Raw genomic sequence first — 13,584 nt, 5'->3', positions numbered from 1 at the left:
TTGAATACGCTGAGCGTTTTGGCGATTAGTCACCAGAACGGTGTCGTGCACAATGGCATAGGACGCGCAACCGCGCCGAATCGCTGATGATTTCGATCCCGACCGTTGAGAAATGGCCGCCGCGAATGCCTGCTGCTGCGAAGACTAACAAATGCGTGAAACTGTTATTGTTTCCGCTTGTGCAGCCCCTTGTCCGCGAATATATAGGCGCCAAATTTGGGGTTGTTGGGTGAGTCGAATGAACGACATCGTTACCGCCGATTACGTACCCTCCGAAGACGAGCCGTTCATGAACGAACGGCAGAAATCATACTTCCGCCAGAAGCTTATCACATGGAAGAATGACATCCTTCGCGAAGCGCGTGAAACACTCGAAATCCTCCAGCAAGAAAACGCCAACCATCCCGACCTAGCCGACCGCGCCTCTTCCGAAACCGACCGAGCCATCGAACTGCGCGCCCGCGATCGCCAGCGCAAGCTGATCTCGAAAATCGACTCCGCGCTGCAGCGGATCGACGAAGGCACCTATGGCTATTGCGAGGAAACCGGCGAGCCGATCGCGCTGAAGCGGCTCGACGCCCGCCCGATCGCGACGCTGTCGATCGAGGCGCAGGAGCGCCACGAACGCCGCGAGAAGGTCTACCGCGACGACTGACGCGGGTTGGGACAGACGCAGGTTTTGCGAAAATGGCCGGATCTTTCCGGCCATTTTCTTTTTTGAGCGGCAATCCTTTGGGGGTCAGCGTTTGTGGCTGGCCAGCTCGCCGAGAAGCTTGGTCATCTCGTCATCGAGCGAGGGCTTCGCCGCCGGCTTGCTTGCCGGTTTGGAATGGGACTCCTCCAACGATGCCTCGAGCTCGTGCATCAGTGTGTCGTCGATCGAGTCGTTGGAGGGCTGCGGCGGGGCCTGCCGGCCAGTGCCATTCGTCCCATACGCAGGGAGCGGCATGACTTTCGCGGCCGGGGAAGGCGGTACCGGCGGCTTTGCCGGAGGGGGCGCCGCGCGCGGGCGCGACACGGGCTCGCTCACGGGAGCCGGCGCCGGTGCGGTCGGCTGCCTGGCCGGGGCGGGTGCGGGCTGAGGCGCCCGCGGGCGCGGCGCGGCGGCCTGCTGCTGGCCGCTGTCTCCGGTCAGCGCCGGACGGCGAGGTGCTGCCAGCCTTATGTCTTGTTCGACCACGACATCAGTCGGGCCGCCGATCAGGATGAGGTGTTCGATATCGTCGCGCCGCACCAGCACCAGCCGGCGGTGGCTGTCGACAGCGGTGGCGTCCATGACGGCGAGCCGTGTCTTGCGATTCCGGCCTCCGGCAACGAAGGTGCCGAAAGTCAGGTTGCGGACTACCTTGATGACGAGCAGGACCACGACCAGCAGAACAAGGGCCGCGAACGTCCATAGAATTGCAGCGACATAACCCGGCCCCGCTACGCTATCCAGCCACTGCAGCATCGGTGCACCCAATCGCCTTTGAAGTGACGCGACACTAGACCTTAGGGACTAGCCTCCGCAAGGCGACATCACCCATCGTGAACAGTTTGAAACATGAATCGTTGATTTTATCGGACATTTGCCGTCCGGGCCTTTTCCGCTACAGGAGAATGTGATTCAACCGGCCGTTCGCGGGTGTCGGGGCATCGGAATCACGAGCAGGGGGCACATGGCCAAGGAAACGCGCGGCGATTTCTATCCGGTACCGATCGTCGACCAAAACACGCGTCCGGGCGCCATCGCCAGGCTCATCATCTTCATCGTCGTTTTGACCGGCGCGGCGGTCGTTTTCGGGTTGTTCCGCGAGCGCCTCGGCGATCCGTTCCTGCTCGGCATGCTTGGCGTGCTCGCCATGATCGGCGTCGGCTTTCTGTTCGCGACGGCGATCGGCTTCGTGCAGATCGCCCCGCGTTCAACCGGCGACGAGCTGTCCAAAGCGTTCGTCGATTCAATGTCGCAAGGCCTCCTGGTCACCGACACCAAGGGTCGCGTAATCTACGCCAACCGGGCCTATGCCGAGATGACGGGGGCCGCTTCGGCGGCGGACCTCAAGACGGTCGAGGGGCTGCTTTCGGACGTCCCCGAGGCTTCAATGACCATCTACCGGCTGGCGTCCGGCCTGCGCGACGGCCAGGCTGGCGACGGTGAATTTCGCCTGGCGCAGTCGATCAAGCCTGGGGCCGAGCCGGGCGCGCGCTGGTACCGCGTCCGTGCCCGCGCCTTCAATGTGCCGGGCCAGCGGCTGCCGATGCTTGCCTGGCAGATCGCAGACATCTCGCAGGAGCGGGCGGAACAGGAGCGTTTCTTCCTCGACCTGCAAAAGGCGATAGACCATCTCGACCACGCGCCCGCAGGCTTCTTCTCGGCCGACCAGGAAGGCCGCGTTACTTATATCAATGCGACGCTTGCCGAATGGCTAGGCATCGACCTTGCCAGCTTCACCCCGGGCGCGGTCACGCTGCCGGAGATCGTCGCCGGCGACGGCATGGCGCTCGTCCGCTCGGTCAAGGCTGATCCCGGCGCCACGCGCAACGCCGTCATCGACCTTGATCTGACGACAATGAGCGGCCAGGCACTGCCTGTCCGCTTCATGCACCGCGTTTCGGCAAGCCGCGAAGGAGTGAACGGGCCGACGCGCACCATCGTGCTCAACCGCACCCAGGGAGAGGACGCGTCCGCCGACCTGCGCGCCTCGGAGGTGCGCTTCACGCGTTTCTTCAACTCGACGCCGATGGCGATAGCCGGCGTCGATGCCGGCGGGCGCATCCTGCGCACCAATGCGCCGTTCCTGTCGCTGTTTTCGTCCGTCGTCGACCGAGACGCTGTCGACCGGCGCGTGCGTTTCGAGAGCGTGGTGCATGAACGCGACCGGCCGGCCTTCGCCGCCGCCTTCGAGAAGGCGCGGCAGCGGCAGGCCAATATCGAGCCGATCGACTCGTTGCTGCCCGGGCATGAGGAGCGCCACATCCGCTTCTACGTGAATGCCGTCGCCGACGGCGCCGGTAGCGAGGGTGCGGAGGAATCGGCCATCGTCTACGCCGTCGAGACTACCGAGCAGAAGGCGCTCGAGGGCCAGATGGCGCAGAGCCAGAAGATGCAGGCGGTCGGCCAGCTTGCCGGCGGCATCGCGCACGACTTCAACAACGTGCTCACCGCCATCATCATGGCGTCGGACCTCCTGCTCACCAACCACCGGCCGTCGGACCCGTCCTTCCCCGACATTATGAACATCAAGCAGAACGCCAACCGGGCGGCGTCGCTTGTTAGGCAGTTGCTGGCGTTCTCGCGCAAGCAGACCTTGCGGCCGGAAGTTCTCAACCTGACCGATGTGCTTGCCGATCTGCGCATGCTGCTTGCCCGCCTGGTGGGCAACGATATCAGGCTAAAGATCGACCACGGGCGGGATCTGTGGCCGGTCAAGGTCGACATCGGCCAATTCGAGCAGGTGGTGGTTAATCTCGCCGTCAACGCGCGCGATGCGATGCCCACCGGCGGCGATCTTACCGTGCGCACCCGCAACGTCATGGCCGAGGAGTGCAAATCCTTCCCGTATCGCGAGCTTATCCCGGCAGATTATGTGCTGGTCGAGGTCGAGGACACGGGCAGCGGCATCGCGCCGGAGGTGCTGAAGAAGATATTCGAGCCGTTCTTCACCACAAAGGAGGTCGGCAAGGGAACGGGCCTTGGCCTCTCGATGGTCTATGGCATCATCAAGCAGACCGGGGGCTTCATCTACTGCGATTCCGAAGTCGGCAAAGGCACGGTGTTCCGCATCTTCCTGCCGCGTCACGTGACGGAGGTGAAGAAGGCGAGCGAGCCTGCCGACACTGCGGCGGCGGCAGCTCCAGCCAAGCCGGCCGACACGGCGAAGGACCTCTCAGGTTCGGCGACCGTGCTTCTGGTCGAGGACGAGGACGCCGTTCGCATGGGCGGCGTGAGGGCGCTGACCTCGCGCGGCTATACCGTGCACGAGGCTTCCTCCGGCGTCGAGGCGCTGGAGGTCTTCGAGGCGCTCGGCGGCAAGGTCGACATCGTGGTGTCCGATGTGGTGATGCCGGAAATGGACGGGCCGACGCTGCTCGGCGAGCTGCGCAAGCGCCAGCCGGACATAAAATTCGTCTTCGTTTCCGGCTATGCCGAGGACGCCTTTGCCAAAAACCTGCCGGCCGACGCGCATTTCGGCTTCCTGCCCAAACCATTCTCGCTCAAGCAACTGGCGACGATCGTCAAAGACGTGCTGGAATCTTAAAGCGCATCGCCGAAGCGATCAGACGACGCGCTTTAGATCATGCTTGATGCAGGTCCTTTCCCCAAAAGCGCTGCGCCCTTTTAGGCGACATGTCTTAAACAGCTATCGCTTGCACATTGCAGCCAGCCTGCCATGATGCAGGTCGGATGGGTCCTGTCATGGGGGTGATAGCGCGTGACGCCGCACATCGAGGCGGGCAGGGGAGATTATGCCGAAACGGTGCTGCTGCCGGGCGACCCCGAGCGCGCGCAGTGGATGGCGCAAACTTTTCTGGAGGCGCCGCGCTGCATCAATCTCCGTCGGGGCGCCCTCGGCTTCACCGGCCGTTTCCGCGGTAAGCCGGTCAGCATCCAGGCAACCGGCATCGGCGTCTCTTCTTTCCTGATCTATGCCCATGAGTTGCTGGACTATCATGGCGTGAAGACGCTGATCCGCACAGGAACATGCGGCGCATTGTCGGACGATGTTCCGCTGCGGGGCTTGGTCGTTTCAAGCGCCGTGCGCGCCGAGGGCCCGATCAGCGGGCAGGTGTTCGGACTTTACCAGCCGGCCGGCCCCGATGAGGCGCTCCATGCGCTGGCGCTGCAGCGGGCCGCCGATCTCGGCATTGCCTGCAGCGCCGGCCTGACCGTCTGCAGCGACATCTTCCATCATCCCGATGGCCGCGCCCGCTTCGACGAGCCCAGGGCGCTCGGCGCGCTGGCGGTCGACATGGAAACCAGCGCGCTCTACCGCATCTCGGCGCAGTTCGGCGCGCGCGCCCTATCGCTGCTGACCGTGGTCGACCACGTCGCCGCCGACGAGCAGACCGACTATTCCGAACGCCAGGCGCTGTTCACCGACATGACCCGCCTGGCACTGGAAGTCGCGGTCACTGCTTAGGCGGTTTCCGCTTCAACTGCCCCTCGGCTGTCGGCCGGCGACCCGCAGATAAAGCGGCAGGTTGTGCGCAGCATCGAAGCGAAGTTCCTTGTTCGATCAATGTTTGGTGCAGGTGGAGGCGGTAAAGGCGCCGTCCTGCTGCTTCATGATGATGTCGAAGGAGGGAGCGCCTGGATCGTCGAGCGTCGCCTGCGTCAGCGAGATCGAGTTGCCGCCGCTCGTATAGCCGCCGAGCGGGCCGAGCCAGCTGATCTCGCCATTGGCGTCCATCTGGTAGTTGTAGGTTCCCGACGTGCCGAAGGTCACTGGACCGCTATAGACATTGCCCTTGATGGTGATGTCGCCGAGATTGATGAAGAGGCCGAGCAGATAGACCTCGCAATGATAGACGCCGTCCGGAAGCTTGCCTTCGGCGAAGTCCGCGCGGGTCTTGCCCACGGCCGACGCAAGAAGCAGCAAGCTCAGAAGAATGCGAATCGGGAAGGCCATGCGGTCGCTCTTTTCGGCGGCGACCTTGCCCCATTTTGCCGCTGCCCCGCAACTGGCCGGCGAGTGCCGGTACAGGGACGAGATTAAGCATTGGGCAATTTTATAATTTGGGCAAAATCTAGGCAGAGCTGCGCAACGTTTTCTCAAACCCAGGGTGCTTGATCGGCGTCGTTTTATTCGATTGGCAGGCAGTAAGTCTTTGTATTTAATGACTATTTTTCCTGACCCGTGCATGCGTCCGCGTTTGGCACGTCGCTTGCAACCAAGTTTGATGAGATCGATCGTCGGCCATCACCGGTTGACGAGCGGAAGGGTTGCCTTCGAGGGGAAGGCGCTCGACCGGAGCGCGGCGTATGACCGCGCCCGGTCGGGCATCGCATCGTGCCGCAGGGCAGGGAGATTTCTCCGCTGCTCACGGTGCGCGAAAATCTGAAGGCCGGCTTCGCGCCGCTTCGGCGCGGCGACCGCAACATTCCTTCGCATGTCTTCGAGGTGTTTGCGGTGCTGAGGCAGATGCCTTCGCGGCACGGGCGGCGACTTGTGCGGTGACCAGCGGCAGCTCGCCACTCGGGCGGGCGCTGGTGATGCGGCCGAAGCTGCGCACGCCGTCGCCGGTCTCGCGATGCAGAATAGATTCCTCGTGCGGACGCCTAGATCATTGCGGATTATGCACCATTAATGACGCTTCCAAGTAACGGAATGGATCCTTGGGTCTTCGCTCCGGTTCGCGTCGTTACGCGGAAGGATGACGAAGTGTTCGACGGCTCTGGTGTGGCCAATAGCGCATGCTAGTCTTTGCATGGCCTTGGTGAGTCGGGCTCTTTCCGTATCAGTCGAGATGAAGGGGGATGGCGCGGGCTCCGCCCGCAAGGTCCGCGCAAGCAAGCCCGCCTAGCTTTCCCCGCAGTGATTGTCGGTCGATGCGTCCAACAAAAGCTTGCCAGGGGAAGGCGATGGAACGTTTTGTCGAGGACTATCAGAAGCGGCGGCTGACCGAGCGCGTCGATATCATGACGGCGATCAACATCCTGATGTCGCAGGGCTACGACGAGGATGATCTGCTCGGCGAAATAACCAAGGTTTTTTACGTCGACCTCGACGCCTATAACGAAGTAATCGGGCACCATTGACGGCTTGAGCCGCAAGACTTTAACCGTTCCGGACGGAAACCGCACTTTTCCTGAGATTGCCCTGAGGTTCAAGCGCAGCGGCGGGTGTCGAGCACGCGGTTGCGGCCGTCGCGCTTGGTCGCGAAAAGCGCCGTGTCGACCGCGCTGAGCACCTTGTCGAAGCTCATGCGTTTCCCGCTGCCGAAGGTGAAGCCGGCACTCACCGTGCATCTCATCCGACCCGTGTCGGTTTCGAAGGTTCGGACCGCGAACGCGGTTCTGATCCGTTCGGCCGCCGCCTCGACCATCTCCGGCAAGGTGCGCTTCAGCACCAGCGCGAACTCCTCGCCGCCCATGCGGCGGCCACATCGTTCGGGCGAAGATTCCTGACAACTCTTCTGCGACGCCCTTCACAGCGGTGAAGACTCCGACATTCCGTAAGGTCAGAGGACGAACACCGACAACAGCAGTATGATGCCGACTGCCATCATCACCAGACCTGGCCAATTCTGAGACAGGCCGAGGAAACGGAGTCCGCGTCGCCGCGGCTCCAGTGTGGGGCCTGGTGTTGCCAGGTTCGGCGCCGGACGGTCCGGCGCTGTAGATGCCGGGTCACTCAGGCGTCCGCGCCTCAAAGTGGCGCCTGCCATGTAGACGACGCCTGCGATGGTAAGCAACGCACCGAGGATGACGGTCATCTTCCCTCGCTCCTTTCCGACGCTGCGGGATGTGGCGAGCGTTTCGCGAGGTCGCCGTACCGATCTTTCGGCGAGATAACCCTCCGCCGACCTCGCGATCGGCTGGGACAGAACGGTCAACATGGCCGGCAGGTTCCGACAAGCCAACTGCCGACGGCGTGCCGCGCCGGGCAAACTTCCGGCGTTCCAACAAAAGAGCCGCGCCAGTTTAGGCCGCCACCCGCTTCATCAGCGCCATGGCACCGAAGGGCGCACGCACCTTGCCCTCGCTTATGAAATAGGCGAACACGTCGCGCGGCTTGACCGGCGCGTCGGTCTTGGGATCGGCGCGCGGCAGGTCGGCCGGCTGCCCGCCTTCCGCCCAGGTCTTGACGCGGCCCGCCCATTCGTCGAGCCCTTTCGGCGTGTAGCAATCGGGATTGTCGTCGCTGCCGGTTTGCAGGCGGGCATAGACGAAATCGCCGGTGACGTCGGCGATCGCCGGATATTTGGCGTGGTCGGCATAGACGATGGCGGCATTGTATTTGCGCGCCAGAGCCGGAAATTCCGGCACGATGAAGGTGTCATGCCGCACTTCGAGCGCATGGCGCAGCGGCACGCCGTCCTGTTTCTCGGGCAGCAGCTTCAGGAAGGCCTCGAGATCGTCGGCATCGAATTTCTTCGTCGGCGCGAACTGCCACAGGATCGGTCCCAGCTTGTCGCCGAGCGCGACAATGCCCGAGCCGAGGAAGCGCATTATCGATTCCCCGGCCTCGCCAAGGACGCGGCGGTTGGTGACGAAGCGGTTGCCCTTGAGCGAAAAGACGAAGCCCTCCGGCGTGTCGTTCGCCCACTTGACGAAGGTCGGCTCCTTGAAGCTGGAATAATAGGTGCCGTTGACCTCGATGCTCGGCACCTGGCGGCTGGCATAGTGCAACTGCTTGGCCTTGGCTAGCTTGTCCGGATAGAAGGAGGTGTCCCAGGGCTCGAAGGTCCAGCCGCCCATGCCGGAGCGGATCTTTCCTTGGCTCATCGTCTTCCTCCTCCGAGTTTTGAATGCGGCTCAGGCTGCTTTGTCGACCGGCTTGGCCATGTCGACCAATATCCATCCTGGCCGGTAAGGGTTGGCGCGGCGACCCGTCTCCCGATAGCCGTAAGCCGAATAGAGCGCGATGTTCCGCTCCATGCGCGAATTGGTGTAGAGCCGCACCTCCGGCACGCCCCATGACCGCGCCTGCTCGTCGGCGAAGTCGAGCAGCGCGATGCCGAGTTTCCTGCCCTGGAAGGCCGGCGAAACGGCAACGCTGAAGATCATGGCATGATCGTCGTGCCGCTCGAGGACAAGCAGCCCGGCCAGATCGGAACCATCCTCCAGCAGCCAGACCTCGCCGCGCGCAATGCGGGGCGCATAGTCCTCGGTCACCGGGATCGGCGGCGCGCCGAACAGGGCGGTGTAGGGGGCGTAGGCGTCCGTGGTTATCGCGACGACAGCTTGGAGATCACCTGCAAGCGCTTGCCTGATCTTCATTTGAGACTGTTCCAAACGCTTGCCGACCCACTTGCTCACTCGGCCGCTTCGCGCTTGCCCCCGGGGCGCCGCTCCAGAAGCTCCTTCAGGAACTGGCCGGTGTAGCTGCGCTTTTCGCGCACGATCGCTTCCGGCGTGCCGGAGGCTACCAGCTCGCCACCGCCGTCGCCGCCCTCGGGGCCGAGGTCGAGCACCCAGTCGGCGGTCTTGATGACTTCGAGGTTGTGCTCGATCACCACCACCGTGTTGCCCTGGTCGACCAGCTCATGCAGCACTTCCAGAAGCTTGGCGACGTCGTGGAAATGCAGGCCGGTGGTCGGCTCATCCAGGATGTAGAGCGTCTTACCGGTCGCCTTGCGCGACAGTTCCTTGGCCAGCTTGATGCGCTGCGCCTCGCCGCCGGACAGCGTCGTCGCCTGCTGGCCGATATGGATGTAGCCGAGCCCGACCTGCTTCAGCGTCTCCAGCTTGTCGCGCACGCCGGGCACCGCCGAGAAGAACTCGACGCCTTCCTCGACCGTCATGTCGAGCACGTCGGCGATCGACTTGCCCTTGAACAGCACGTCCAGCGTCTCGCGGTTGTAGCGCTTGCCATGGCAGACGTCGCAGGTGACGTAGACGTCGGGCAGGAAGTGCATCTCGATCTTGATGACGCCGTCGCCCTGGCACGCCTCGCAGCGGCCGCCCTTGACGTTGAAGGAGAAACGGCCCGGCTGATAGCCGCGCGCCTTAGCCTCCGGCAGACCGGCGAACCAATCGCGGATCGGCGTGAAGGCGCCGGTATAAGTGGCGGGGTTGGAGCGCGGCGTGCGGCCAATCGGCGACTGGTCGATATCGATGACCTTGTCGAGGAACTCCAGGCCCTCGATGCGATCATGCTCGGCCGGATGCTCGCGCGAGCCCATGATGCGGCGTGAGGCCGCCTTGAACAGCGTCTCGATCAGGAAGGTCGACTTGCCGCCGCCGGAGACGCCGGTGACGCAGGTGAAAGTGCCGAGCGGGATCTCCGCCGTGACGTTTTTCAGATTGTTGCCGCGCGCGCCGACGACCTTGATACGCCGGTTCTTTTTCGCCTCGCGGCGCACCGCCGGCGTCGCGACCTCGAGCTCGCCCGACAAATACTTGCCGGTGATCGAGGCGGGCGTCGCCATGATCTGCTGCGGCGTGCCTTGCGCGATGATCTCGCCGCCATGGATGCCGGCGGCCGGGCCGATATCGACGACATAGTCGGCATGCAGGATGGCGTCCTCGTCATGCTCGACGACGATCACCGTGTTGCCGATGTCGCGCAGGTGCTTCAGCGTATCGAGCAGGCGGGCATTGTCGCGCTGGTGCAGACCGATAGACGGCTCGTCCAGGACGTAAAGCACGCCCGTCAAGCCGGAGCCGATCTGCGAGGCCAAACGAATGCGCTGGCTCTCGCCGCCCGACAGCGTGCCGGAATTGCGCGACAACGTCAGATAGTCGAGGCCGACATCGTTCAAGAAACGCAAGCGCTCGCGGATTTCCTTCAGCACCCGGACGGCGATCTCATTCTGCTTCTCGTTGAGCTGCGCCGGCAGATCGGTGAACCACCGGTCGGCCTTGCGGATCGACAGCTCCGTGACCTCGCCGATGTGCCTGCCGGCGATCTTGACCGAGAGCGCTTCCGGCTTCAGCCGGTAGCCGTTGCAGGCGGGGCAGGGGGTGGCCGACATGAAGCGCTCGATCTCCTCGCGCATCCAGGCCGATTCCGTTTCCTTCCAGCGCCGGTCGAGGTTGGGGATGACGCCCTCGAAGGTCTTGGTCGTTTTGTAGGAGCGCAGGCCGTCGTCATACTGGAAGGTGATCTCGCGCTCGCCCGTGCCGTGCAGCACGGCCTGCTGCGCCTCGGCGCTCAGATCCTTGAACTTGTCGCCGAGCTTGAAGCCATAGGCCTTGCCCAAGGCCTCAAGCGTCTGCGCGTAATAGGGCGAGGTCGATTTCGCCCACGGGCTGATGGCGCCGTCGCGCAGCGAAACATTCTCGTCCGGCACAATGAGGTTGGCGTCGATGGCGCGCTGGCTGCCGAGGCCGTCGCAGGTCGGGCAGGCGCCGAACGGATTGTTGAAGGAGAACAGCCTGGGCTCGATCTCGGGAATGGTGAAGCCGGACACGGGGCAGGCGAATTTTTCCGAGAACATGATGCGCTCATGCGTCTCGTTCTTCGACTTGTTGACCGAGTCCTCGCCCGTCCGGCTGGCGTCGAGCGGCTTGTCGGCGAACTCGGCCACCGCAAGCCCGTCGGCGAGCTTCAGCGCCGTCTCCATCGAATCCGCAAGCCGCGTCGCCAGATCGCCGCGAACGACGATGCGGTCGACGACCACGTCGATGTCGTGCTTGTATTTCTTGTCCAGCGCCGGCACGTCGGCGATCTCGTAGAAGACGCCGTCGACCTTGACGCGCTGGAAACCCTTCTTCTGCAGCTCCAGAAGTTCCTTGCGGTATTCGCCCTTGCGGCCGCGCACGATCGGCGCCAGCAGGTAGAGACGCGTGCCCTCGTCCAGCGCCAGCACGCGGTCAACCATCTGGCTGACCGTCTGGCTTTCGATCGGCAGGCCGGTGGCCGGCGAATATGGAATGCCGACGCGGGCGAAGAGCAGGCGCATATAGTCGTAGATTTCGGTGACGGTGCCGACTGTCGAGCGCGGGTTGCGCGACGTCGTCTTCTGCTCGATCGAGATGGCGGGAGACAAGCCGTCGATCTGGTCAACGTCCGGCTTTTGCATCATCTCCAGGAACTGGCGGGCATAGGCCGAAAGGCTTTCGACATAGCGGCGCTGACCCTCGGCATATATGGTGTCGAAGGCGAGCGATGACTTGCCGGATCCCGACAGGCCGGTCATGACGATCAGGCTGTCGCGCGGCAGGTCGAGATCGACGTTCTTGAGATTGTGTTCGCGCGCGCCGCGAATGGAAAGATATTTTTGGTCGGCCATCGCCGGTCGCCGCCTCAGGTCTGAATTTGCTGGATTGGCGGGTTTGTCCCGGCCATTCCCTATGTAGGTAATCTCGTCGCCGCGTCGAGAGACGCCACAATCTCGACCAAAGCGTTTAACCGCCTTTCGCGCGAGCGGGCAAGCGGAAAGAACAAAGGCCGAACACCCTCCTGACAAAGCGCTGTGGAAACAGCGGCTGCAAAAACCGTCGCGACCGATCAGTCGAAGGCATTCGACTTACCTGGACGTAACCTCCAACCGATCACATTTTTCTGTAACCGGCTCTTCAACGGTTGACGTGTCGGACCCATAGGGGCAGTCTCAAAGGCGTCAACGAAGCTGGCCGTCTGTCGATGGCCTCGTCACCCAGAGGTGGCCTGCGAGACGCCGCAGGCTTCAGCGATTTGCGCTTCGGACGACATTGCCACAACGGACCAGGAGCGGAGCATGACGCCACCGGACAGTCCCTTGAGGCTCCACGAAGCGATGGAGCCGCGGCGGGCATAGTGCCAGGGTAGGCGTGAGCGCCACCCGCAAAACGTGACCTGCCGATTCCTACAATCAGAGACCATAGTCGGATCGTCGGCTGAAAGCCGCGTTGCATCCGAAACAGAACGCCGGCAGTCCACTCCCGGCTAAAATTGGGTTTCAGATCCATGAAAGCCCCGTCCACCTGCGGAAGCAGTGGCGGGGCTTGCATTTTGCGAGTCGGAGGTCCGTCGCCGGCGTCCGCAATGCGGGGTAAGCTTCAGTGGTTGGGAGGCCTGATGGCGCCCGTTGCCATGTCGATGGTTATGCTGCCCGAAATCCTGACATCGGTGTCGCCGATCTTGAACGTGCCGTTGCTGCCGGCTGGCAGTGCGTCGTCAGGCTCGGGCTGCGGCGCGGGCTTGGCGATACGGTAGTCGCTGCTCACGCCAGGCAGTTTTTGTGTCGAATTGTCGTGGGCAAAAGCGGCGGTGCCGACCGCAAGCACGCCGGCGACTGCGACAACGGCAAAACCCAGATTCGTCAAGGAACGCGCTCGGATCATGCGCGAACTATAGAGGCGCGCCGAAGGCGAGGCCAGACGCGCCGCAATCAATTTGCCGCGCGGTCAGGCCGCCTTCTTGCGCGTGTCGTAGACATGGTCGACGAGGCCCCAGGCCTTCGCTTCCTCGGCGGTCATGAAATAGTCGCGGTCGAGCGTGCGCTCGACCTCGTCATAGGTCCGGCCGCAATGCTTGGCGTACAGCTCCGTCATGTGGCGCTTGGTGCGCAGGATGTCCTCGGCGTGGCGCTGGATGTCGGAGGCCTGGCCCTGGAAGCCGCCCAGCGGCTGATGCAGCACGATCCTGGTGTTGGGCAGCGCGATGCGCCGACCGGGCGAGCCTGCCATCAACAGGAATGAGCCCATCGAGGCGGCAAAGCCCATGCACACCGTCGACACCGGGCAGGAGATGTACTGCATGGTGTCGTAGATGGCGAAGCCGCTGGTCACCACGCCGCCCGGCGAGTTGATGTAGATCGATATCTCCTTGTCGGGATGGTCCGATTCCAGCGACAGGAGCTGCGCGCAGACCAGCGCCGACACGCCGTCATTGATCTCGCCGTTGATGAAGACGATGCGTTCGCGCAGCAGCCGCGAGAAAATGTCGAAGGCGCGCTCGCCGCGGCTCGACTGCTCGATCACCATCGGCACGAGATTGGCAAAGGCGCTCATCG

At 63.3% G+C, this 13,584-nt stretch carries 13 protein-coding genes and 1 pseudogene; 5 read left to right on the top strand and 9 right to left on the bottom strand.

Going from position 1 to position 13,584, the window contains the following annotated elements; all coding sequences use genetic code 11:
• Positions 1-238: 238 nt before the first annotated feature.
• Positions 239-655, top strand: a complete 417-nt coding sequence (dksA, locus tag CK222_RS14565) for an RNA polymerase-binding protein DksA (RefSeq protein ID WP_040972254.1) — start codon at positions 239-241, stop codon at positions 653-655.
• 84 nt (positions 656-739) lie between these two features.
• Here dksA and CK222_RS14560 read toward each other — a convergent pair whose 3' ends face one another.
• On the bottom strand, positions 740-1,450 hold the full coding sequence (locus CK222_RS14560) for a flagellar biosynthetic protein FliO (protein WP_095800802.1): 711 nt from the start codon (positions 1,448-1,450) through the stop codon (positions 740-742).
• Between the two features lie 208 nt (positions 1,451-1,658).
• On the opposite strand from CK222_RS14560, the gene CK222_RS14555 reads away from it, so the two are divergent.
• Together CK222_RS14555 and CK222_RS14550 are read left to right on the top strand one after the other, a co-directional pair.
• A complete protein-coding gene (locus CK222_RS14555; protein ID WP_067319741.1) occupies positions 1,659-4,238 on the top strand; it encodes a PAS domain-containing sensor histidine kinase in 2,580 nt (859 codons plus the stop codon).
• A 174-nt stretch (positions 4,239-4,412) separates the two neighbouring features.
• Complete coding sequence (locus CK222_RS14550) at positions 4,413-5,120, top strand: purine-nucleoside phosphorylase (RefSeq protein WP_095800801.1); 708 nt, start codon at positions 4,413-4,415, stop codon at positions 5,118-5,120.
• A 96-nt stretch (positions 5,121-5,216) separates the two neighbouring features.
• On the opposite strand, the gene CK222_RS14545 is transcribed toward CK222_RS14550, so the two are convergent.
• Positions 5,217-5,609, bottom strand: a complete 393-nt coding sequence (locus CK222_RS14545; protein ID WP_095800800.1) for a hypothetical protein — start codon at positions 5,607-5,609, stop codon at positions 5,217-5,219.
• Positions 5,610-5,874: 265 nt separating this feature from the next.
• On the opposite strand from CK222_RS14545, the pseudogene CK222_RS33530 reads away from it, so the two are divergent.
• Together CK222_RS33530 and CK222_RS14535 are read left to right on the top strand one after the other, a co-directional pair.
• Positions 5,875-6,208 (top strand): annotated as a pseudogene (locus CK222_RS33530) (ATP-binding cassette domain-containing protein); the annotation flags it as partial.
• 354 nt (positions 6,209-6,562) lie between these two features.
• A complete protein-coding gene (locus CK222_RS14535) occupies positions 6,563-6,739 on the top strand; it encodes a hypothetical protein (protein WP_082953673.1) in 177 nt (58 codons plus the stop codon).
• Positions 6,740-6,807: 68 nt separating this feature from the next.
• Here CK222_RS14535 and CK222_RS14530 read toward each other — a convergent pair whose 3' ends face one another.
• The 7 genes from CK222_RS14530 to CK222_RS14500 form a co-directional block, all read right to left on the bottom strand.
• On the bottom strand, positions 6,808-7,074 hold the full coding sequence (locus CK222_RS14530) for a diguanylate cyclase (RefSeq protein ID WP_095800799.1): 267 nt from the start codon (positions 7,072-7,074) through the stop codon (positions 6,808-6,810).
• 87 nt (positions 7,075-7,161) lie between these two features.
• Complete coding sequence (locus CK222_RS14525; protein ID WP_067320133.1) at positions 7,162-7,416, bottom strand: hypothetical protein; 255 nt, start codon at positions 7,414-7,416, stop codon at positions 7,162-7,164.
• Positions 7,417-7,624: 208 nt separating this feature from the next.
• Complete coding sequence (locus CK222_RS14520) at positions 7,625-8,428, bottom strand: DUF72 domain-containing protein (protein ID WP_095800798.1); 804 nt, start codon at positions 8,426-8,428, stop codon at positions 7,625-7,627.
• Between the two features lie 30 nt (positions 8,429-8,458).
• Positions 8,459-8,923: a GNAT family N-acetyltransferase gene (locus tag CK222_RS14515; RefSeq protein ID WP_066992439.1), complete on the bottom strand. Its 465-nt coding sequence runs from the start codon at positions 8,921-8,923 to the stop codon at positions 8,459-8,461.
• 35 nt (positions 8,924-8,958) lie between these two features.
• Positions 8,959-11,880 carry an excinuclease ABC subunit UvrA gene (gene uvrA, locus CK222_RS14510; RefSeq protein WP_095800797.1) on the bottom strand — a complete coding sequence of 974 codons (2,922 nt, stop codon included), beginning with the start codon at positions 11,878-11,880 and terminating at the stop codon, positions 8,959-8,961.
• Between the two features lie 748 nt (positions 11,881-12,628).
• On the bottom strand, positions 12,629-12,895 hold the full coding sequence (locus CK222_RS14505; protein ID WP_095800882.1) for a hypothetical protein: 267 nt from the start codon (positions 12,893-12,895) through the stop codon (positions 12,629-12,631).
• A gap of 81 nt (positions 12,896-12,976) precedes the next feature.
• Positions 12,977-13,582 (bottom strand): ATP-dependent Clp protease proteolytic subunit, encoded by a 606-nt coding sequence (locus CK222_RS14500; RefSeq protein ID WP_066992448.1) that lies wholly within the window; start codon positions 13,580-13,582, stop codon positions 12,977-12,979.
• Between the last annotated feature and the right edge of the window lie 2 nt (positions 13,583-13,584).

This window comes from Mesorhizobium sp. WSM3866 (genome assembly GCF_002294795.1).
In the GTDB taxonomy this organism is placed as follows: domain Bacteria; phylum Pseudomonadota; class Alphaproteobacteria; order Rhizobiales; family Rhizobiaceae; genus Mesorhizobium.
The sequence above is the reverse complement of the archived record's forward strand: the minus strand, read 5'-3'. Positions and strand labels throughout refer to the sequence as shown.